The sequence below is a fragment of the Bacillus sp. SRB3LM genome, assembly GCF_015712745.1.
Lineage (GTDB): Bacteria > Bacillota > Bacilli > Bacillales > Bacillaceae_G > Bacillus_A > Bacillus_A thuringiensis_K.
Window position 1 is genome coordinate 1 of record NZ_VWVQ01000010.1, and the last position, 18967, is coordinate 18967.

An 18967-nucleotide genomic window follows, 5' to 3' on the forward strand; every position below is an offset into this window, starting at 1 on the left:
TTCAAACGAAAAACACCTCCAATGAATTTGCATACTTAGTATGCGAATTCAGGAGGTGTTTTTTTCATGTACCACTATTCGGGTTCACTTCAAACACCAGGGCTTTTAATTGATTATCCCTTCGCTCTCTCGTAACGATAATTGAATAATAAGTTATCAATAACTTATTATTCATATCAAAGTGCATTGAAACAAGTTTAGGCTGAACGATACATTAAAGAAAAATTATTGATAATTTATTGATAATTGTTCTTTACCTTGTTGAATAAGGATAGTATAATATAATCAAACAACAACTTATCGATAAGTTTTCGAAATTAAAAATGATTAATTGGAGGTCATATAATGGTTAATGTTTTAAGAACAGAAGTAATTGAATCATTGTATACTTTAGATTTAGGAAATGGTTTCTCTAAACGAAAATTCAATGACAAGGGGCTTGTAGAGGTGGACTCCTCTGTCATCGCTCAAAAACCAACGGGATATAATTCATCTAATCTCGATACGTATAGTTTAAATAAAACGGATTTATTTTATTTAGGACGCGATGTAATTAAAACGAAATTAAAACCGCAACGCGCCCAAACAATCGATAAAGCAGATCGCTATTTCTCTGAACGTTACGAATTAATGCTATATGCATTTATTGCAAAAGATTTCCCAACAGCAAAAGAAATTAAGATTCCTATTCTTGGTTTAATGCTTCCTAATGAACACTATGCACAATGCGAAGAAAAGCTAAAGCAAAATTACAGTATCTGGTGTCGATGTTACTATCAACATTACTGATGTACTTGTATTGCCTCAGCCGCTAGGCTCTTATATGTATGCGCTAAGTGAGAAGAAAATAAAAAAAGAAGAAGAAGTACTTGTTTGTGATGGTGGAGCTGGAACATTTGACCCTGCTGTTGTAACAAATAATTTTGTAACAGACGATAACTACAGCAATGAAGGTGTAGATAATGCCTATATTAAAATCCGCAAACGTCTAATTGAGTTATATGGAGAATTACCATACTTTAAAACATTATCTAATATACCGTTAATTCTTCAACATGGCGTATTAAAAGATGGAGATCTTCATCCAATAGCCGAAGATAAAGTAATTGTTAAGATTTTAGATCAACACTTAGAAAGTATTTTTGAATATTTATTAGAAAACCAATACAATATTACCTCGTATGGGAAAGTTCTCTGGACTGGTGGACTCGCTTCGCTTCATAAAGACCGTTTAGCTTCTAAACCAAATCAAAATTTCGTTATTTTAGGTGAAGAAGGTCAAGAAGCAAATGTTTTAGGGCTATGGAAAATGATTAGTGCTGCTTATCGCTCAAAAGGTGGTGCACCCTTAGATGATGGAACCAAAGAAACTTCAAATGTCAATTAATCCAATTAAAGCCCCAGAGGCTTACCAACTAGTAAAACGTTGGGAAAAAGAAGGTTCTGGGGAAAAGGGATATGAAAATAAAAAGATACAAGAAGTATTAACTGCCTGGTCAAATCTTATGGAATTACATGGGATAACTGATACCATGAAATTAGCAATGTTACTTGCTAGAGGAGTACCAACACCTATTTCCACAACAGAACACACCAATGTCCAGACTGAAGAAAACACCATATCTCAAACAGAAAATATAAAAGAAGAGACTGATCCGCACGATCAAGACTATTTAGCAATCTTGGCGAGTGCACAAGCAAAAGTTAAAAAATAACAAAATAGAACTTAGGATTCATTAGATAACACAGATTATGTTCTTGTGCATAGTACAGTGTAAAAAGAGTTGCTCTTAATATAAGGGCAACTCTTTTTTAAATTTAACTTTTAAAAAAACCTAATAATTTTTGAAATCCATTTTTTTTAGTTTCCTCTATTTTTTCAACTTCTACTTCCAAGGCTGTTCTATCCCTTTTTTCCGTTATTTCATTTATATTTTTAAAAATGAATTCTGCCTGTTCCGTCAGTTTTTGATTCAGCATTTTTTCGAAATCTTTATTCTGTTTCTCTATTTTTTCTTCAAATTCTTTTTGTTGAATTTCTAATGCCTCATTTACAATTCTTTCTACAGCGTCCTCACTTAATGGACGTATTAACGGACGGTCTTTTTCGCGGACAATACCTGTCCGTATTTGTCCTTCAATACTTGATATAACAGCATGGACAGCGTCTTTCATACTCATATTATTTTTCAAACATTTTTGGAGTAATTTTAGATTTTCAATATCTTTTCCTAAGAATGCTCGACGTCCGTTAGCATCTTTAATAAACTGATAATTTTCTTTTTCTAATGCATTTGTCCAATTACGCAATGTAGAGGTATTTGTTTTAAGGCGCTCTGCAACCTCCGCAGCCCAATAGGCTTTTTCTTGTGTAATATTATCTATACTCATGGTATCGTCCATGGACACGTCCCCCTCCTCTTCTGTTATTATTCTACATCAAAAAAGACATGCCTTTGAACTTTATTTTAATCACCTTTTATTGAATAACAAAATAGTTAGCGATACAGGCAAATAAAATAAGATCGATACCCTAGCATATATACAACATAAAAAAACACCGCGATTTTACCGCAATGCTCCCTTAAATCGACTATGAATCTAATAAAATTACAATCTTTTCACGAAACCGGCTATGCAACACTTGTCACTATACATGTTTTTATCAACAAGTGTTGCAATGTATATGTATTCTATATTCCACAAAAAAAGTACAAAAAATTATTTGTTTTATTTTTTACAATATATGTTCTGATATCCAAACATATTCCTAAAAGATTAGGAACAAGGTATATATTTTAAGAATTTTGTACAAGCTGTTACCAGATAAGAAGGGAGATGAATCCTACATGTGGGGTATTAGAAAAAAACGTAGCAAATTAGGGAAATGGTTAGACAAAAATGGAATACCTCAAAAGGAATTAGAAAAGGCTACACAGCTAAATAAAAATACAATTTCTAAGACTTGCAATGATCCAAACTATATTCCAAGTCAAAAAACTATAGCAAGACTTTTAAAAGCTATACGTAAAGTTGATTCTAGGAAGAAAATGAGTGATTTCTGGGATATGTAAAGTTGAAGTAAGATTTGATAGCCTTGAAAATTATTGATAAAGTTTATTTTTCTGAAAAATCACTTTTCACCACTTATTTCCATTTTTTATAATTTCATTATCTTATAATGAAATTATAAAAAATGGAAAAAGGGACAGGAGTCGTGGAAATTTCTTATCTCAAAAGTAAAAAAGGAATACTGACAACAGGAATTGTTTTATTTTGTATTATAGGATTTATTGTAAGTGGATTAGTAGCCCGTCATTCTAAAGAAGAAGTGCGAGAAAAATTACTACAGGCTTTTGAAAAGAAAGATGCTGATACATTTTTATCACTTTTACCACAAGATGTACAGTCGGCTCCATTTGCTAAGGATGGTGTACAATCGTTTTTAAAGGAATCTGATAAATACAAGCAAATGTATCCTGTAATGGTGGATGTTATGGATGTAGAAAATACAGCTGTTTCCACTAAGGCATTGGAAGCGCGTAGTAAAGCTATATTACCGTATACCATAGCAAAAGAAGGAAAGACCTGGATATTTTTCGATAATTATGTTGTTAAACCAGCAAAGGTAAAAGTTAGCCTTAAAGATATAGATAAAGACGTTGTCTTATCTTTAAACGGCAAAAAAGTTTCACCTTCCGTATTTGATAAACCTTTTATACCTGGCGTGTACGAATTAACTGGAGTAAAAAAATACAAATGGACCACTGTAACAGATAAAACCACTATGAATTTAGGCGGAGATGATCCTGTTGAAAGTGTATCACTCAGCTTAAAAGGAGACGAACTAGACTTATCTAAGGAATTTATAGGTTCAGAAATTGTATTTAAGGGAAAACCTACAGGTATTAAGGTTGGAGATGCTGAATCGAAAAAATTTGGTCCAATTAATAAAAAAGATGAAGAAGAAATACAATTAAAAGCAGACTTTCCTTGGGGGAAAGATGGTATTTCTAAATTAAACGATCAAAAAAATAACTCTTTTTTTGGAAAACAACAAAAGTATATATTTAAAGTCGATGAAGAAAAAGTGAATCAATTTTTCCATACATTTTTAAAGGAATATGGGGATGCAAGTACAAAACAAAGCATTGATTCTTTCAAATCAGTAACTGAAAAATATAAGAATCAAAAAGCAGAACCTTTTGCTTCGGCAGCACGTAATACATGGTCTGATCCTTGGAAAGGAACACTTGTAAAATCATATTTGAATAAAGAGGTTGTAAAGATTGTTTCAAATGATAAAGGATACCCTATTTTAGAAATGGAAGGAAAGGTAAAATACCATCTTCCATCTCAAAAGTACTCACCAGAAAAAGATGCAGTTTATAATGTGCAAGCAAAAGCATTATATGATACAGATCAAAAATCTTGGAAAATGAATGAGGTTACAGTAGATTCCTTTTCCACAGAGGAAATTGATAAAAATCAAGAAGGAAAATACATTATCACGAACGTTCAATAGGCTAATTAAAAGATACGTGTTAGCTTGAAATCAAAAATCATCTCTAATTTTTCTAGAGATGATTTTTTTTGCCAATTCGTTATAATTGTTGTTTTGACGATCCAATTTGCACAGAAATACTGTTTGATTTTGGTGTAACTTGCTCTAGAAAGTGCTGAATAGAGGGAGCTTGAAATATACGGAAATTTGAGCTGGAGATTGGATACTTGGTATCAGTAAGAAGTAACAGAGAAGGGAATACATGCGTATGTTTTGGCTGCCATGATTCTTTTTGCCATTCCATACTATGAAAATACAATTCGTATCGTTTTATCTTCGCTTGCATCACTGCTTTACTGTAGATAGAATTTTGTACTTCAATAAAGAATGGACTCTTTCGCCAAATTGCAAATATGTCTGGCTCCATATACCCTTTTTTATATTTAGGTTCCACCTCGAACACCTTTGGTATTTCAACTTGTAGTAACTGTTTGTATACATCTACAATCGCTAAGAAATGACGAATTTTTTGGCTTCCTTTTCGGATTTGATTAGGGTAAGGGAAATATACGTATGGGCGTTGAGAAGTGTCTACATCCGTATATCCCTCACGACATAATCGCTTCATGACAGTGTTACAACAAGTCACTGCATTTTTTACTTTCTTAAAATGAAGATCAATAATATCATCTCGCGACATACAACGAAATTGCTGTAAATTACTTATGATTTGTTCATCTCTACTCGTCAGCATCATCTAACACCCCAAATACAGCTTCATGTCTATCTTCTTCTAACACCTTATCCATAGCATTTTGTTTTTTTGGAATGCGATAGGGTTCTATGATTTCTTTCGCTTTACTTAATTCTAGAAAAGGAGCTTGCACCTTCTGTAATCCATTTAGTTTTAGGATCATTTGGCCAGATTGCTCCAAGTTTTCAGATCCTGGCGTACCCATGATCGTACTGTTTATAGAATCCGTACATTTAAATCCCATTCTTACCGTCATATTGAGCTTTAATTTGCCATCCAACACTTTCGCATCTGGACGTTGCATACTCAGCATAAGAAAGGTACCAAGCGATCGGCCTACAGCGGATATTTTTTCTATGATGGTAGTACATTCTTGCTCATCTTGCAGCATGGCTAATTCATCAATTGCAAGTAAGATATAAGGAATCTGTTCATTTGAGGTCATTTCATTGTATTCATCGATATGGCCCACTTCATATTCTTCCATCAGTTTTCGTCTATGCAGCACTTCTTTCCATAACTTTTTCAACATCGCTGTCATTTCCACTTCTTCCATACAAACATCTTTTACATGCTTCACTCTTCGTAAAAAGTGAAACTCTGAATTCTTTAAATCCCCCAGGTATAGATGGAGTTGGTCCGGTGACTTATATTGAATGAGTGTAGATAAAACAACGCGTACCATACTACTTTTTCCGCTCCCAGTTTCTCCCGCAATCAATAAGTGTGGTGTATTTGCCTCCACCATATCATAAACAATCATTTTCCCGAATTGATCACGTCCTACCACAACTGGCAAACGATACTCTTGTAGTAATGGCTGCCAATGCTTATATCGATACGTAAATTGCTGTAATCCCACATCAGAAAAGAATACGTGAAGTACAAACTTTTTAACACTGCCTTGAATCATGAGATTCTTCCCTAAAATTTGCTCAAAACAAAACCATTTCTTTTGAATTTGCGCTGGATCCACTCCATTTGGCAATGTAAAAGTGTACCGTACACTTTCTTTTTGTTCTAAGATGTCATGGATTTTAGGATAAACTGGAACCTTGCCTCCTCTTGTAACATGCTCATCATATAGCTTCGCTTTTCGAAATACGGTTTCTAATTGATGTTTATACTTTCTTTTTTGTAACCACTCTTTCAAGTACATCGCCCCCTATAACATCATCAAAATGCGAATGAATACATAGCCAATGAACCCAATCCCACCTATTCTTACACCGTAATGCAGCCCTTCTGAAACAAGTTTTGCCGGAAACATATGATCATTACGCACCAGGTATTTCTCTAACAAAACAGCGCCAATTGTAAGGGCTCCTAATACACCTAGTGCAATATAGGTATGAACAAGTGGCTGTGACATATGAAAGAATGCAAATGGACTGATAGGACCTATACTGTATACCTTTGTTTGTTTTTTCTTCTTATAGGTCTGATCCATGAAGGATTGGAAAGAAATAATCTCTTTTCGCTTAAACATATTTTTCCCTCCTAGAAAAACAAAATCGTTAATAATTGTGGTATCCAGTCCAGTGCACAGTAAATACAATCTAAAACCATGTGAGAGGTGTTCTTGATTAGTTCAAATGCATCAACAGGTACGTTTGTTAGGAAGTTGGCCAGTTCATCTGGTAATTTTCGTATTTCTCGTGCTGTACCATTCAGTGGCTCCGCCACATACCAACTCATCCACCTGTACAAAAAATCTGTCGTATCCGTTGTACTCATCGCATTTTGATTAAACGCATCCCATTGACACATGAACTCATTCGTCGAGCTCCTACACCATTCAGATATTTCTTGACTATTTCGAAATTGAGGACTAGGGATTTGGTTCCATCCTTTCATTGGATCATCCTTCAAATAGAATTTTATTTGGTTACCAATAACCTCATAAAAATTTTTCATTGTCACTGCCCCTTATTTGTTATCTAGATATTGACAAGCTTCAGAACAATACTTCTTTCCGTAATACTCCCAATACATCCAAAGCGACAAATAACAATTACAATACTCACAGTTTTCTTTTGCTGCCATTTTGTTTTCCACCGTGATTCCTCCCTTTATAAACAAAAATCAAAAATGCGTAAATACATAGTGAAATTAACGATTTCTTTTGGTAGTGCTATCATGATAGATTCTTTGGTTATGAACTTGATATTCACTTTGATAATTACCTTGGTAAAGAATATTCGTTGTTGATTGTCTGATATGCACTTTCAAACTTTGTCTGTTTAAATAAACTTTGCTATCGTCCCCCAATCCAAAAGGTTTAATGATACAATATAAAAGGAAAGTTTATTCAATTCAGAAAATTAGAGAGGGGAAAACAGCTATGTCCCTTTTACAGCAACGGTTCGAAGAAAGACGTGAGTATATTTTTAACCGTTTAAAACAGCCACAATACGTTGATCGAAGTATAGAAACGGTTCGGCAGGCTCAAAAAGAAATCAAAAATACGGTACGAGCAATTAAGGATCTATTTCTTCTTGATCGAACAACAGACCCTTGTTTACCTGACGTCGCTCAATTTTCACTTCAGCACATTATACAATCCGAATCATTTGAGAATATAAAAAAACTTATTCCTTCATCCATTCGAAAGCTAACTGATGAAGAACGAGCAAAGATATTAGATGAGACGCTAAGTGTTGTAAATCAAATCATGAATTTAGAACGTACAGTCTTTATCATGATGTTTAATTCAAAAGAACAAATCCTCATGGATTTTCACAAAAAAAAACGTAGATCACAGACAGAGCTCCATTTTGACGTTGCGGATAAAGAAGGATTTGACCAGGAGTTTTATCAAATACGTATTGAAGAATTGCGGAACGATATTCGTGTGGTAGCATTTAAAAAATTCTGTTCTAATGAACCAACGCCAGATGATTTAGAATCCTTTAAAGAACGCTATGAAACGGTCATATTGCCAAAAGTACAAGAGGTTGTTTCTCTCATTGAACCAAGTCTCATAGGATTAGATGTATTTTTGAACCCAGTGATTGAATATGGTACGAATCAAATTACATTAGATGAAATGGTAAAACAATTAAGTAAAAACCTTTCTTTACTTCATAAATTATCAAAAACCGAGTATTGTCCAACCGTTCAAATGACGGTAAAAGAATATACTTTTTTAGAAGCCATGAACGATTCTAAAAAAGTAAAGGAGTTGCAACGATCTAAATGATTACTATTCAAGATGAAGTATATCAGCAAGCAATAGAAACCGAAAAAGAAGTTACAATTATCTTATTAAAAAGTTTTAGAATAACTGGAAAAATTCTTGCGGTGGATAAGTTTACGATTTTAATTAAAAACAACGATAAACAACAATTGATATATAAACAGGCTATATCGACCGTATCTATATAAAAAATACATAGTTATTGCAGGGATTAGATTATATATTATGACAAAAAGAATCCTTCATAAGGATTCTCAACAGGAAATAACAAATATATAGCAATAAAAAGAATTGACTATATTATAATTTTGAAATACAAGAAATCATATTGAGAAATTAATAAATAAATTTAATTTTCTGTCTTATTAATTTAAAATAGAGTATGAGCTGTATGAGTTTTCTGTCATCGAAACCCTTGTACGAAAGAGAGATAGGATTATTCCTATCTCTCTTTCGTATTATTATTGAAATTTCATTCCAGATTGTTATAACATAAAAAAGGGAATTGAGTGGTGAGAGACTCAATTCCGCTGAATTGCTCATTTGTCAACAAAATACCTGGTAAAGGAATCCTGCTTCTCAACTTAATTGACATATCGTCCTAATTCTTGATAAAAATTCTCTCTAGTTCCAAAATATACAAAGACAATGTGATTGTCTTCCATATAGTACACATATGCTAAACGAATTCCAGTTCCCTGTATCGTCCAATCATACACTCTATACTCACTTAGATCACCTTTAAGTGTCTTACCGATACCTGGATTTTTTAAGATAATTTCCTTTTTGTTTTCATATTCATCTACAAGCTTCCTTTGTCTTTTTTCTAACTTTTTAATCAGTTTCTCCATCTTTTTCGTCAAAGAAAATGTCAAGTCCATTGAAATCATCCTCCTTACCTACAGAACCTGCCATCTCTTTCTGGAATTGCCCAATCTTATGATCTAAAAACTGTTCGTATTCAGCGATTCTTTTTGATAGCTTCTCGGCCAGTTCGCCACCCTTATAGCCCCTGGCAATTAATTCAGAAACAATTTTTTGAATATCTTCCTCATACACTGTTTGTTCTTTTTTAGATGGTTTTAAAAAAATCCCTTGAGGGGTAAGGATGGCATGGAGGGAATCCTTCATACCTAAATAATCATAATAATTTTTAGGTATGGTAATTTGTCTTTTTCCTGTAATTGTGATTTCTTTATTTTCAATGGACTCAAATTCTTTTTCAAAAAGGTTACCCATTTATATCACCTCACATAATGTATTCCTTGATAATCAAGGATATTAGTATTTTAGCATTAGCAAAATTAAAATTCAAGGAACGGCATGGATAAATGGGAACAACACCTACAAGTATTTTGTAGGTGTTGTTTTTTAATGGCCTGCTCCGCCTGGTTCAAAATGGTGGCCTGTATCCCCATGTGCATATTTCCAACCTACACCTGGTTCGTCAATATGATGACCACCAGTGTTTCCATGTTGCGAATATTCTAAGCCACCAGGTTCTCTGGTATGATATCCAGTATTTCCATCTGCATAACTATAATTCATTTGAATCCTCCTTTTTTGTTAAAGCTAACATAGTCGTTCACATGAAAAATAAACGTCTTAGCTTTTGTGGTCTGCCTTACAATTTATGATTTTTAGTCATTGTTAAAAGTTAAATACCTTTTCCATGCTCTTTAATAGGTGAACCACCTGTATTTCCATGAGCTGATTTAGAACCGCCACCGACCCCTGGCCCTTCGATATGATGACAGCTATCTCCATGAGTAAATTTCATTTTTACGTATTTCATTTGAATTCCTCCTCGCAATATTATACTTTCATACTATCACAGTATCTCGAGGTACAATATTGTTTTATGACTAAATATTCTGTTTTTAAAACGAGAGAAAAAATGAGTTTTTACAAAAGATACAAACAACACAGTGTTAGGAGGTCATTTTATATGGCGAAGGGGGGACGAAAACCTGGAGCAAAGGAACCGATTCGATCATTAGAAAAAGTGGAAGAAATGAAAGATTGGTTATTGCAAAATTCCTCGTATCGAAATTATTTTCTGTTTTACTTTGGAATTAACACAGGTTTGCGAATTAGCGACATTTTACGATTACGTGTGAAAGATGTTCGTGGAAAAGATGTCATGAAAATAAAAATGGAGAAAACAGAAACAACGGTGGAAGTTTATTTCAATACCGTATTGCAGCAAGAAATTGCGAAGTATACAAGTAATCGAGCGGATTCTGATTGGTTATTTTCAAGTCGGCAAGGAGATAAGCCGATTACAAGACAAATGGCTCATACATTTTTACACCAAGCAGCAGAGGCTTGTGGGATTGACTCAGAACAATGGGGAACCCATTCCATGAGAAAAACGTTTGGTGCGCCCAGACAGGGTGTTTGATACATTGCCTCGATAGAGGTCTGGATTGGAGCAACATCCAGTACTCAACCTACTTACCGGAAGTGGAAACGCTGAAAGGGAACAAAGCATGTAGGTAACGCAAGAAAGCTGAGAAGCGGGTTATCAGATTGTCTTGCAAGAGTAACGCGAAATATGGTTAAAGCTAAACTGCTTGAATCCTAGTCATAAGGCTCTTATTTGCGGGGAAGGCGTACATCCGTTAACACGCCTTCGGAATAAGGATATCGATATCAGCCGAACGGTTATTGATAAGCTCCTTCTTATTCCCCGAGCATTGGAAATGCGTTAACGTGACGAACGGGAAACCTAAGTTTCGCCTAAACATGTGTCTTACATCAACTGGGGATAGCCTAAGGCATAGATGCTATGGCTACGGAGCCTTCGTAGTAGTTCGAGATAGGGAAAGCCTATTACATGGCGAAGGAAGGCAGGTTATTCATTTTGTTAGAGAATGAGAGGTGCACGAGAGGTGCGAAATGCTGAACAAACTCTTACAATCCTAGAGGAAAAGTCAAAAAAGGATAAACAATATACTTTCAAAGGGCTTTACAGAAACTTATACAACCCAACGTTTTATTTGAAAGCCTACTCCAAAATTCAAGGAAAAGAAGGAAATATGACAGCAGGCGCTGATGGAAAGACTATCGACGGATTCAATCTGACTTGGATAAGTGAAATCATTGATGACATCAAAAAAGAGAAATACCAACCAACACCCGTTAGAAGAAAATACATTCCCAAAAAAGATGGTAAGCAAAGGCCGTTAGGCATCCCAAGCATTAAAGATAAGATAGTTCAAGAAGTCCTAAGACAAATCCTTGAAGCCATCTATGAGCCTATCTTCCTTAATTGCTCACACGGTTTTCGTCCGAACAGAAGCTGTCATACAATCCTTACGGACATTAAAAAAATCAGTACTGGAGCAGTTTGGGCAATAGAAGGAGACATCAAAGGTTTCTTTGACAATATCAACCATGATACACTCCTCTCATTTTTAAGGAAAAAAATTGACGATGGAAGACTTCTTGAACTCATCGCAAGATTTTTAAAAGCAGGGTATCTGGAGAATGAAACAAAATACAACACGTATTCCGGAACCCCTCAAGGAGGAATTATCAGTCCTATTCTGGCCAATATTTATCTTCATGGACTGGACATTTTCGTATCAAACATAATTGGGGAGTTTAATAAGGGTACATACAAGAAAAAGAACCCTCAATACATGAAATGGTACTGGAAAAGAAGATGGGTACTAGAGAAAGGATGGATGGAAAAAGCACAGGAGTATCTCAACGAGATGCGAAAGCTTCCTGTCTATGATCCTTTCGACCCAGATTACGTGAAGGTAGACTATTATAGATACGCTGATGACTTTGTCATTTTTATAAGCGGAAGTAAACGGGTAGCATTAGAAATTAGGGAGCGAATTAGATTTTTCCTTAAGGACAATCTACAGTTGGAATTAAACATGAACAAAACTTTCATTACACACATGGAGGACAAGGTGCGATTCCTTGGTTATGAAATTACCAAGATTAAAGATAACACCTACCTCACTAAAGGTAGTGATGGTGTCAAACGTAGAAACGCCAACGGAAAAATCGCTCTCCTCGTCCCTTATGATGTCATTAAAGATAAAATCCAAAAATACTCCAAAAATGGAAAACCAGCAAACATCCCTGCACGAATCAGTCAGACGGTATTAGAAACCCTTATCCAATACAATGCAGAAATCCGAGGACTATATAACTACTACAGTCTAGCTAACAATGTAGCAGCAAGAATCCATTGGTTCAAGTATTACCATTACACAAGCCTTCTTAAAACAATAGCAAATAAAGAAAAAACATCGACTACAAAAGTCATTAGTAAGTATGGAGTAGAGACCAAAAGGAAAGACGGTCAGGGTACCAGGAAGATTTTTGGAGTACAATATGAGACAAAAAAAGGAACTAAAACTTTAACTTATTTCAATGAGCCATTAATTAAGATTAGAAAACCGAAGGTCGACCTATCGGACTCCCTTCCTGACAAAAAGTTCATGTATAGTAGCCTAGCGAAAAGAATATTAGCGTCTGAATGCGAACTCTGTGGAAAGAGTAGTGACAATCCAAAAGATTTCGAGGTTCATCATATTAGGAAATTGAAAGACGTCAAAAACAAATATAAGCATAAGAACAAACCTACCCCTAAATGGGTAGTTACGATGTCTGCCAAGAACAGAAAAACCTTGATAGTCTGTAAAAAATGTCATCTTGATATTCATGGAGGACGATACGACGGAACAAACCTAACCTCTAGCGAATAACTGGAAAGCCGGATGCAGGGAAACTTGCAAGTCCGGTTTGGGAGGGGGACGTTGGAAACCTACGCTGAGCGGAAAGGCGCTGGCGTCCTACCTCACGCTATTGGTTCTATAAAGGTTAACATTGCCCATCCTTCGGGGGATGGGCAATGTTAACCTAAATTTACACTATTTTTCCTTCTTATTCTCAACAAACATAGCATCAAATTCATTTTCAGGAACAAGAACTACTTTACCGTTCTCAGCAGATAAGCCCACATACCCCTCAGGTATTTGATCAATTTCAATGTACAAATCTTTTAATTTTACAATCAAACTATCGATGTCATATCGACCTCTTCCATAATTAAAAACATAGGTTGTAACTTCGTCATCATCTTCATAGCTTGAACCAAAAAATTCAACAACTTCTTTAACAGCAGACTCATAAAAATCATTCGACATAGTTTCAAATTCATCTACTAAATTACCACTGTATTTCCTGATTTTTTCATTTATTGTCTCATTCTTTACTTTATGCAGTTTACACAAATCTCTAGATAACTTATCTAAACCACCGATAGTCCTAATACCAGCAAGTAATAACTTCATATGTTCATCTGTCTTTAATTGATCTATAAGCTCCAAACGTTTTTGAAGTTCCATAAACTCACTCCTATGTGTATTCTTTTAATCAATTATATAACAAAAAGTGGAGGTGTAACGTTATGACGCTAGAACATGATAAAGTTTATTCTCCTACTGAGGTTCAAATTGACAGCATTACATTAAGGAAATACGCCATTCTATTAGAAAAAACGGTTATTATTTTCCAAAAAATGAACGTGGCATAGAGGATATTTTGATAAAGACATTATCATGCTGCGTAAATTATTAGAGTTTAGTCAACAACCAGATATGATGTTAGAACGCTCTGCGAAAGCCGTAATGACATGAGTTTCTAAAGATAATATCATGGGGTCACCGTTCCAACTAAAAAACCATTACAACCAGAAAAAGAACGTTTTAACGATATGGTGAACGCTTAATACGTTTAGAAGAACATAATAGAAAACAAGAAGCTTTTAACCAAGAACTTCTACAACAACTTCAAAAACAACAGCAATACATCCAAGAGAGCTTAGAAAAAAAGGATAAAGTTTTAATCAAAACTGTTCGAAAAATACAAGAAACAAAATATTTAACAACAGCTACACAAGAAAAGAAAATTCGGATTACTGTTGATTTTCTCACTTACAAGTTGGACAGGAAATTGGCAGGAAATATCAGTTTTATTTAAATGAAATACTATTGCTCTCTCCAAAAAGGACAGAGGGTTCCCTTGTCATCTAGATAACCCTAATCGAACTTCCACTTTCGAGAATGATATAAATGAGCTGCCCATATAGACATCTCATTATTTTTTTGCTAAGCATATTTTTCCAAAGCACTGGCGAGAACCATATAAAAGATAACATATTAATAGTAAAGGGATGCTTGTAGATTCATATGTACTGGGCCCTCTAATAATTAAATTAATAATAGAGATTAAAACGTTCACTCCCCTTGAAATTTATAAGAGGAAATCTTCTTTCAAAAATAAAACTCAAAGGTACAAACATATACCTTTTAAAAAATAAATATATATTAAAATTAAAGTTAACAAAATATTTTATAGTTAACATAAATATAGAAAAGTAAATAAAAATAACAATAAAACCTTAAAATAAAAGACTTTATTATCTTTATTTTTTGTTAACAAATTTCAAAAATAACCTTCAAACGTAATTAAAAAAATGTTATATTGTTAACAAGATAACTAAAGGAGTGAATAGTTAATGAAAATTACTATGATGAATAAGGATTCTGGAAACTCACTTGATATGAACTTAATTGATGGTTTCTATATCGAAACTCCTACAAACGTTGTAGAAATCAGTAAAGACGAAGCTGATTCTCATTTTGTAGCAACCATTACTAATCCTAAAGAATTATTATCTCGCCTACTTATTTCAACAACAATCCCAGGAGAAGACACTGAACGCTTCTTCTTAGTTGGCGACGAAGCTGGAAAACATGCATTAGCTAACAATCATGTCAATAAACTCCATGATAAAATTACAAGTCCTATCCCTTACGTAATGTTTTTATCAGCTGTTTCTTTCTATCATGCTGTTAATGAAACTCGTGAATCGGAGGACAATACAGTTGAAATTGAATATTTCCAAACAATGTTACCTATATGGTTACTGAAACGAACAGCTAAATTTAGTGAAGCCCAAAATGCAATGGCGGAACGATTTGCTGGAGAGCATGAAGTTACAATACATACACCAGGAATGGAAAAAAAATTAAAAATAACTGTAGAAAAGGCAACTTGTCGTATCGAAGGGGAAATTGCACGTTTAGCAATTAAAAAGAATTTTGAATTAGAAGATCGTGAAGAGGCAAGACAATTCGATAACAACGATACAGTACTTGTTGATATTGGCGGCGGAACGATTGATCTAGTATTATCACCAGCCGGTTTAAAATCACCTAAGAACCGTGATTCAATGCAACCAATAGACAAATTATCTTATCTATCTCATATTGAAAAAATAAGAAAAGAAAAGTTCCTAGAAAAATTCTCTGATTTACGTTCATTCGAAACATTTATAGTAAACAATTTCCAAAAACCAAAAATAGAATTAGTTGATGGAAACACTGGCCAGCGTGTAGATTTAACGGACAAAATTCGTTCTTCCTTAAAAGAGTTTGCTAAGTTTCTAATTTTAAAAATCCAAGATGTAATGCCTGCACCAGCTGATAAAGTTTATAAATATGTTTATTTCGGTGGTGTTGCCCCAATACTAGAAACTAGCATTCATGAAGTCATTGAAGAAATGTATGGAGCTGAAATTGCTCAAGCAAATCATATTTTCTTACCAGATTCACGCAAATTAAATTTATATGGTCTTGAAGTAAAAAGTCGCGGTGAAATGCTGCAAAAAACAGAGAAATAAGTATAGCCAGAAAGGAGGAGCCGCATTATGGGACGTACTAAAAAAACAGATAAACAAACCGTCTTTGGGCTTCGAACAGATCATATGAGCGAAGAAGTTTATAATCACCTTGAGCAAAAGGCCCGCTCAAAAAAGCTTGCAACTTATATTATTCAATTAGTTGAACACGACTTAACACAAAAAAAGCCCTTTGATGCAAAAAAAGAACTTCTAAAAGTCTCAAAAAACCAAGAACAAATGATGAACGCTATAAAACATATTACACAAACCATTTCAGATCTCCAGGTGGCTCCTGTATCTGCTGTTCTTATGCAAAGAGATGAAAATACCCATAATTCTCTGGCAGACGATCTATTAAAAGATGTAGGTCAAATGGGGCAATTAATAACGAATACCAACATTACAGGATCATTAGATGAAGATGATTTAGAGGATCCTGACTTCTAAAACAAAAAGAGTTGCCCATATGAGAGCAACTCTTTTTGTTTTGTATAAACTTAAAATATCCCAAATAGCTTCTTTCTTTTGGGTTCTTGATTAGAAATATCAGCTTTAGCGTTGAGTTTTTCTAGTTCTGTCATAATAAGATCAAGTTTCTTTTCTAATTCCTGATTTTTTTCACGCTCCGCTTCAAGCTCTTGTTTAAATAAATCATTGCTTTGACGTTCAATTTCAAGTTCTTTTCGAAAACCTATAAATTCAGTCTTGATATCTTCTAGGAAGTTCCTAATTTCGCTCGATATGGATTGTAGCACGTATTGCTCCTCTTCACTTCGAACCCTTGTCACAGCAACCTCCGAACCCGCTACACCCTGTGTCGCACAGGAATGCTGTGTCATCAACACGCTAACAGCATGATTTAATGAAACCTTGGTTTTTTCTCTAATCTCTTTTAGAGTATTAAAAACTGTCACATCATCGGTATGGTACAGTCTTGTGTCGCCATCTTTATTAAACTCATAGCCTTGTTTTTCGAGTTCTAAGCTATATTTTCTAATTGTACTTTCTGCTAGATTAGTGATACGGGAGACATCTATTGTTTTTAAATACACTTCACTTACAACGTCATCTCTGCTCTCCATTCAACCACCTCCATTATAGTATCGCTACACTCTTACCACAGTATCATTTTACTAATCCTTAATACTCATTGTACACTTTTCACCCCACTTGCAAGTAAGTTTTTTATCTCTCAGTTCCTGCTTAATACTTGCAAGGGAATCCCATGGTGCTCCGTATTATTTTCTATTAGTCTTCGCTTTAGCCACTCAGCATACCTGTATCAATACTATAGCACCCATTAATTTTGATCTTTGTTATAGGGATCCCTAATTCCATTTAATTATTCTGTTAATTCCTAGAGTACCTTTTTCTGTCTTCCCATTACTTTAGTTTATTCTTTAACAACCACGCATTCACCTTGTGCTATAGCATTGATATACTCTTAAGATGGAATTTTGATGAAATAAAAAAATCACAGAAACTTATAGTGTCCACCCAAGAGCAAAAACAAGGATTTTGGCCTAAGCTCTTTTCAAAAAATAAAAACGTATGATGAAAAAACTACATCATGCGTCTTTATTTTTGTTCCACCACACAAATTATTTTTCTTCAAAACTAAATTCTAATTTGCTGTTTGTAATTCAAGTCTTTTTTTATATTTTCTTACATGTAAATGTCAAAGTATTTCTGGAAACCGCCTTGCAAAGATTTGTTGTATGATGCGTAAGTCAAATCTTTGCATTATATGTATACCAGATTACTAGCTAAAAATTAAAAGAATCGTTCGTTTCATTGTTTCATAAAAATTTCGCTTTCTTCCCATATTTAAAAAAATATTAAACTCTAAAGAATAGATTTTAAAAAATCTGTCCAAACTTGTAACCAAATTATACAAGTTTAGGAGAGATGCAAAGTGTTTTTTAAAGATAATAAAACCATGTTAAAAAAATGGCTGGATCGTCATGGAATAGAACAACAAAAAATTGCGCATACCGCGGGTATTTCTTTACCAACAATGACAAAGGCTTGTCGTGACAAAACCTATATTCCAACACCCCTTGTAATGAAAAAACTCTTGAAAGCTATTAGAAAAATAGACCCTTACGCACAACCACATGATTTTTGGAGAATGTAAAAAGCACAAGCGACAATGCCTTGTGCTTCATTTCTTATTTAAGTAACCACCAACACTAATTTGTAATTCCATTTAAGGCGTCTGCTATGCCTTCTAACCGTTTCCTTTCTTCTTTTGTATATTCTTATTCATACATCTCACGATTATCCTCTGTCATTCGTTCTAATATGAGATACATCCAATATGCAATTTCATGTGGACCGATCTTATACTTTTGAAATGCTTCATTGAGTTCTTTTGCTAAATCATTCATAACAAACAACTCCTTTTCATTTGGATTATCCGTACTTTTGCTGTAATTCTATCCACGAACGCCCATACATACGAGAATGCCTTTTTGTTAGAAAACTATTATCATATTTTGCTTTAACCGGTGGGGACATCTTACAAATGAACGATGGTTGCATTTCTCCACCAGCTCTTACACTGATAATCGCATGATGTGCTGGTATTTTATATGCTTGTTCTAATGAAATTGGGTTCTGTTGCAAAGTTTTTGGAGCTGAGCTAGACTGTAGAAAAAATGAGATGAGGAGCATAACATATGGGATATTTTAAAGGAAAGCAATTCGAGAGAGACATTATCTTGGTAGCCGTCGGCTATTATTGTCGTTTTTCTTTAAGCTATCGTGATGTTTCTGAAATCTTGAAAGAACGTA

27 protein-coding genes and 2 pseudogenes are annotated in these 18967 nt (G+C 34.3%); 15 read left to right on the plus strand and 14 right to left on the minus strand.

Annotated elements, in window-relative coordinates; translation table 11 throughout:
• Positions 1-345 precede the first annotated feature (345 nt).
• Genes F3I02_RS33840 through F3I02_RS10535 form a run of 3 tightly spaced genes read left to right on the plus strand, consistent with a single transcriptional unit; the run spans position 346 to position 1715 of the window.
• Complete coding sequence (locus F3I02_RS33840; RefSeq protein WP_230876800.1) at positions 346-789, plus strand: hypothetical protein; 444 nt, start codon at positions 346-348, stop codon at positions 787-789.
• A 34-nt stretch (positions 790-823) separates the two neighbouring features.
• Entirely contained in the window at positions 824-1387 is a 564-nt protein-coding gene (locus F3I02_RS33845) for a hypothetical protein (RefSeq protein ID WP_230876801.1), read from the plus strand.
• The gene (locus F3I02_RS10535) at positions 1353-1715 is read left to right on the plus strand and encodes a hypothetical protein (RefSeq protein ID WP_230876802.1); all 363 of its coding nucleotides are present in this window, start codon (positions 1353-1355) and stop codon (positions 1713-1715) included. Before F3I02_RS33845 ends, F3I02_RS10535 begins: the two co-directional genes overlap by 35 nt.
• A gap of 103 nt (positions 1716-1818) precedes the next feature.
• Here F3I02_RS10535 and F3I02_RS10540 read toward each other — a convergent pair whose 3' ends face one another.
• A complete protein-coding gene (locus tag F3I02_RS10540; RefSeq protein WP_230876806.1) occupies positions 1819-2403 on the minus strand; it encodes a MerR family transcriptional regulator in 585 nt (194 codons plus the stop codon).
• A 446-nt stretch (positions 2404-2849) separates the two neighbouring features.
• Here F3I02_RS10540 and F3I02_RS10545 point away from each other — a divergent pair, with 446 nt between their 5' ends.
• Together F3I02_RS10545 and F3I02_RS10550 are read left to right on the plus strand one after the other, a co-directional pair.
• A complete protein-coding gene (locus tag F3I02_RS10545; RefSeq protein ID WP_103591641.1) occupies positions 2850-3074 on the plus strand; it encodes a helix-turn-helix domain-containing protein in 225 nt (74 codons plus the stop codon).
• A gap of 143 nt (positions 3075-3217) precedes the next feature.
• On the plus strand, positions 3218-4525 hold the full coding sequence (locus F3I02_RS10550; protein ID WP_196477934.1) for a TcaA 3rd/4th domain-containing protein: 1308 nt from the start codon (positions 3218-3220) through the stop codon (positions 4523-4525).
• 79 nt (positions 4526-4604) lie between these two features.
• Here F3I02_RS10550 and F3I02_RS10555 read toward each other — a convergent pair whose 3' ends face one another.
• Genes F3I02_RS10555 through F3I02_RS34390 form a run of 5 tightly spaced genes read right to left on the minus strand, consistent with a single transcriptional unit; the run spans position 4605 to position 7316 of the window.
• Positions 4605-5261, minus strand: a complete 657-nt coding sequence (locus F3I02_RS10555; RefSeq protein ID WP_196477935.1) for a replication-relaxation family protein — start codon at positions 5259-5261, stop codon at positions 4605-4607.
• Entirely contained in the window at positions 5245-6417 is a 1173-nt protein-coding gene (locus tag F3I02_RS10560; protein ID WP_196477936.1) for an FtsK/SpoIIIE domain-containing protein, read from the minus strand. The genes F3I02_RS10555 and F3I02_RS10560 overlap by 17 nt, the downstream gene beginning before the upstream one ends.
• Before the next feature lie 6 nt (positions 6418-6423).
• A complete protein-coding gene (locus F3I02_RS10565) occupies positions 6424-6747 on the minus strand; it encodes a hypothetical protein (RefSeq protein ID WP_196477937.1) in 324 nt (107 codons plus the stop codon).
• A gap of 11 nt (positions 6748-6758) precedes the next feature.
• Positions 6759-7175: a hypothetical protein gene (locus F3I02_RS10570; protein WP_196477949.1), complete on the minus strand. Its 417-nt coding sequence runs from the start codon at positions 7173-7175 to the stop codon at positions 6759-6761.
• Between the two features lie 12 nt (positions 7176-7187).
• Positions 7188-7316 carry a hypothetical protein gene (locus tag F3I02_RS34390; RefSeq protein ID WP_269061759.1) on the minus strand — a complete coding sequence of 43 codons (129 nt, stop codon included), beginning with the start codon at positions 7314-7316 and terminating at the stop codon, positions 7188-7190.
• Between the two features lie 286 nt (positions 7317-7602).
• Between F3I02_RS34390 and F3I02_RS10575 the strand changes: the two genes are divergently transcribed.
• Together F3I02_RS10575 and hfq are read left to right on the plus strand one after the other, a co-directional pair.
• Positions 7603-8460 (plus strand): hypothetical protein, encoded by an 858-nt coding sequence (locus F3I02_RS10575; RefSeq protein ID WP_196477938.1) that lies wholly within the window; start codon positions 7603-7605, stop codon positions 8458-8460.
• Positions 8457-8645 (plus strand): RNA chaperone Hfq, encoded by a 189-nt coding sequence (gene hfq, locus F3I02_RS10580; RefSeq protein ID WP_196477939.1) that lies wholly within the window; start codon positions 8457-8459, stop codon positions 8643-8645. The genes F3I02_RS10575 and hfq overlap by 4 nt, the downstream gene beginning before the upstream one ends.
• Positions 8646-9041: 396 nt before the next feature.
• Here the strand turns inward: hfq and F3I02_RS10585 are convergent, their stop codons facing one another.
• From F3I02_RS10585 to F3I02_RS10600, 4 genes are all read right to left on the minus strand, one after another.
• Positions 9042-9338, minus strand: coding sequence for a type II toxin-antitoxin system RelE/ParE family toxin (locus F3I02_RS10585; RefSeq protein WP_000366275.1), 297 nt, complete (start codon positions 9336-9338; stop codon positions 9042-9044).
• Positions 9292-9696 carry an AbrB/MazE/SpoVT family DNA-binding domain-containing protein gene (locus tag F3I02_RS10590; protein WP_196477940.1) on the minus strand — a complete coding sequence of 135 codons (405 nt, stop codon included), beginning with the start codon at positions 9694-9696 and terminating at the stop codon, positions 9292-9294. The genes F3I02_RS10585 and F3I02_RS10590 overlap by 47 nt, the downstream gene beginning before the upstream one ends.
• 132 nt (positions 9697-9828) lie before the next feature.
• Entirely contained in the window at positions 9829-10005 is a 177-nt protein-coding gene (locus F3I02_RS10595; protein WP_001109965.1) for a hypothetical protein, read from the minus strand.
• Between the two features lie 109 nt (positions 10006-10114).
• Positions 10115-10252: a hypothetical protein gene (locus F3I02_RS10600; protein ID WP_196477941.1), complete on the minus strand. Its 138-nt coding sequence runs from the start codon at positions 10250-10252 to the stop codon at positions 10115-10117.
• 153 nt (positions 10253-10405) lie between these two features.
• On the opposite strand from F3I02_RS10600, the gene F3I02_RS10605 reads away from it, so the two are divergent.
• Both F3I02_RS10605 and ltrA read left to right on the plus strand, forming a co-directional pair.
• Positions 10406-10861: a tyrosine-type recombinase/integrase gene (locus F3I02_RS10605; protein WP_230876804.1), complete on the plus strand. Its 456-nt coding sequence runs from the start codon at positions 10406-10408 to the stop codon at positions 10859-10861.
• A gap of 490 nt (positions 10862-11351) precedes the next feature.
• Positions 11352-13190 (plus strand): group II intron reverse transcriptase/maturase, encoded by a 1839-nt coding sequence (gene ltrA, locus F3I02_RS10610; RefSeq protein ID WP_308018533.1) that lies wholly within the window; start codon positions 11352-11354, stop codon positions 13188-13190.
• Between the two features lie 165 nt (positions 13191-13355).
• On the opposite strand, the gene F3I02_RS10615 is transcribed toward ltrA, so the two are convergent.
• A complete protein-coding gene (locus F3I02_RS10615; RefSeq protein WP_196477943.1) occupies positions 13356-13832 on the minus strand; it encodes a hypothetical protein in 477 nt (158 codons plus the stop codon).
• Positions 13833-13894: 62 nt separating this feature from the next.
• Here F3I02_RS10615 and F3I02_RS34395 point away from each other — a divergent pair, with 62 nt between their 5' ends.
• From F3I02_RS34395 to F3I02_RS10630, 4 genes are all read left to right on the plus strand, one after another.
• Positions 13895-14020: a hypothetical protein gene (locus F3I02_RS34395; protein WP_269061760.1), complete on the plus strand. Its 126-nt coding sequence runs from the start codon at positions 13895-13897 to the stop codon at positions 14018-14020.
• Between the two features lie 275 nt (positions 14021-14295).
• Positions 14296-14466: a DUF3967 domain-containing protein gene (locus F3I02_RS34835; RefSeq protein WP_374058639.1), complete on the plus strand. Its 171-nt coding sequence runs from the start codon at positions 14296-14298 to the stop codon at positions 14464-14466.
• Between the two features lie 538 nt (positions 14467-15004).
• Positions 15005-16171, plus strand: a complete 1167-nt coding sequence (locus tag F3I02_RS10625) for an Alp7A family actin-like protein (protein WP_196477944.1) — start codon at positions 15005-15007, stop codon at positions 16169-16171.
• Between the two features lie 27 nt (positions 16172-16198).
• Complete coding sequence (locus F3I02_RS10630; protein WP_196477945.1) at positions 16199-16618, plus strand: hypothetical protein; 420 nt, start codon at positions 16199-16201, stop codon at positions 16616-16618.
• A gap of 50 nt (positions 16619-16668) precedes the next feature.
• Here F3I02_RS10630 and F3I02_RS10635 read toward each other — a convergent pair whose 3' ends face one another.
• Positions 16669-17253, minus strand: coding sequence for a hypothetical protein (locus tag F3I02_RS10635; RefSeq protein WP_196477946.1), 585 nt, complete (start codon positions 17251-17253; stop codon positions 16669-16671).
• Between the two features lie 833 nt (positions 17254-18086).
• Between F3I02_RS10635 and F3I02_RS10640 the strand changes: the two genes are divergently transcribed.
• Entirely contained in the window at positions 18087-18308 is a 222-nt protein-coding gene (locus F3I02_RS10640; RefSeq protein ID WP_196477947.1) for a helix-turn-helix domain-containing protein, read from the plus strand.
• A 124-nt stretch (positions 18309-18432) separates the two neighbouring features.
• Here the strand turns inward: F3I02_RS10640 and F3I02_RS34400 are convergent, their stop codons facing one another.
• Together F3I02_RS34400 and F3I02_RS10650 are read right to left on the minus strand one after the other, a co-directional pair.
• Positions 18433-18561 carry a hypothetical protein gene (locus F3I02_RS34400; RefSeq protein WP_269061761.1) on the minus strand — a complete coding sequence of 43 codons (129 nt, stop codon included), beginning with the start codon at positions 18559-18561 and terminating at the stop codon, positions 18433-18435.
• A 25-nt stretch (positions 18562-18586) separates the two neighbouring features.
• Positions 18587-18793 (minus strand): annotated as a pseudogene (locus tag F3I02_RS10650) (hypothetical protein); the annotation flags it as partial.
• A 59-nt stretch (positions 18794-18852) separates the two neighbouring features.
• On the opposite strand from F3I02_RS10650, the pseudogene F3I02_RS10655 reads away from it, so the two are divergent.
• Positions 18853-18967, plus strand: a pseudogene (locus F3I02_RS10655) (IS6 family transposase); the annotation flags it as partial.

Coding starts and splice junctions, on each gene's coding strand:
- F3I02_RS33840 (WP_230876800.1), top strand. CDS start 346: ATGGTTAATGTTTTAAGAACAGAAGTAATTGAATCATTGTATACTTTA.
- F3I02_RS33845 (WP_230876801.1), top strand. CDS start 824: ATGTATGCGCTAAGTGAGAAGAAAATAAAAAAAGAAGAAGAAGTACTT.
- F3I02_RS10535 (WP_230876802.1), top strand. CDS start 1,353: ATGATGGAACCAAAGAAACTTCAAATGTCAATTAATCCAATTAAAGCC.
- F3I02_RS10540 (WP_230876806.1), bottom strand. CDS start 2,403: ATGGACGATACCATGAGTATAGATAATATTACACAAGAAAAAGCCTAT.
- F3I02_RS10545 (WP_103591641.1), top strand. CDS start 2,850: ATGTGGGGTATTAGAAAAAAACGTAGCAAATTAGGGAAATGGTTAGAC.
- F3I02_RS10555 (WP_196477935.1), bottom strand. CDS start 5,261: ATGATGCTGACGAGTAGAGATGAACAAATCATAAGTAATTTACAGCAA.
- F3I02_RS10560 (WP_196477936.1), bottom strand. CDS start 6,417: ATGTACTTGAAAGAGTGGTTACAAAAAAGAAAGTATAAACATCAATTA.
- F3I02_RS10565 (WP_196477937.1), bottom strand. CDS start 6,747: ATGTTTAAGCGAAAAGAGATTATTTCTTTCCAATCCTTCATGGATCAG.
- F3I02_RS10570 (WP_196477949.1), bottom strand. CDS start 7,175: ATGAAAAATTTTTATGAGGTTATTGGTAACCAAATAAAATTCTATTTG.
- F3I02_RS10575 (WP_196477938.1), top strand. CDS start 7,603: ATGTCCCTTTTACAGCAACGGTTCGAAGAAAGACGTGAGTATATTTTT.
- hfq (WP_196477939.1), top strand. CDS start 8,457: ATGATTACTATTCAAGATGAAGTATATCAGCAAGCAATAGAAACCGAA.
- F3I02_RS10585 (WP_000366275.1), bottom strand. CDS start 9,338: ATGGACTTGACATTTTCTTTGACGAAAAAGATGGAGAAACTGATTAAA.
- F3I02_RS10590 (WP_196477940.1), bottom strand. CDS start 9,696: ATGGGTAACCTTTTTGAAAAAGAATTTGAGTCCATTGAAAATAAAGAA.
- F3I02_RS10595 (WP_001109965.1), bottom strand. CDS start 10,005: ATGAATTATAGTTATGCAGATGGAAATACTGGATATCATACCAGAGAA.
- F3I02_RS10600 (WP_196477941.1), bottom strand. CDS start 10,252: ATGAAATACGTAAAAATGAAATTTACTCATGGAGATAGCTGTCATCAT.
- F3I02_RS10605 (WP_230876804.1), top strand. CDS start 10,406: ATGGCGAAGGGGGGACGAAAACCTGGAGCAAAGGAACCGATTCGATCA.
- F3I02_RS10615 (WP_196477943.1), bottom strand. CDS start 13,832: ATGGAACTTCAAAAACGTTTGGAGCTTATAGATCAATTAAAGACAGAT.
- F3I02_RS34395 (WP_269061760.1), top strand. CDS start 13,895: ATGACGCTAGAACATGATAAAGTTTATTCTCCTACTGAGGTTCAAATT.
- F3I02_RS10625 (WP_196477944.1), top strand. CDS start 15,005: ATGAAAATTACTATGATGAATAAGGATTCTGGAAACTCACTTGATATG.
- F3I02_RS10630 (WP_196477945.1), top strand. CDS start 16,199: ATGGGACGTACTAAAAAAACAGATAAACAAACCGTCTTTGGGCTTCGA.
- F3I02_RS10635 (WP_196477946.1), bottom strand. CDS start 17,253: ATGGAGAGCAGAGATGACGTTGTAAGTGAAGTGTATTTAAAAACAATA.
- F3I02_RS34400 (WP_269061761.1), bottom strand. CDS start 18,561: ATGAATGATTTAGCAAAAGAACTCAATGAAGCATTTCAAAAGTATAAG.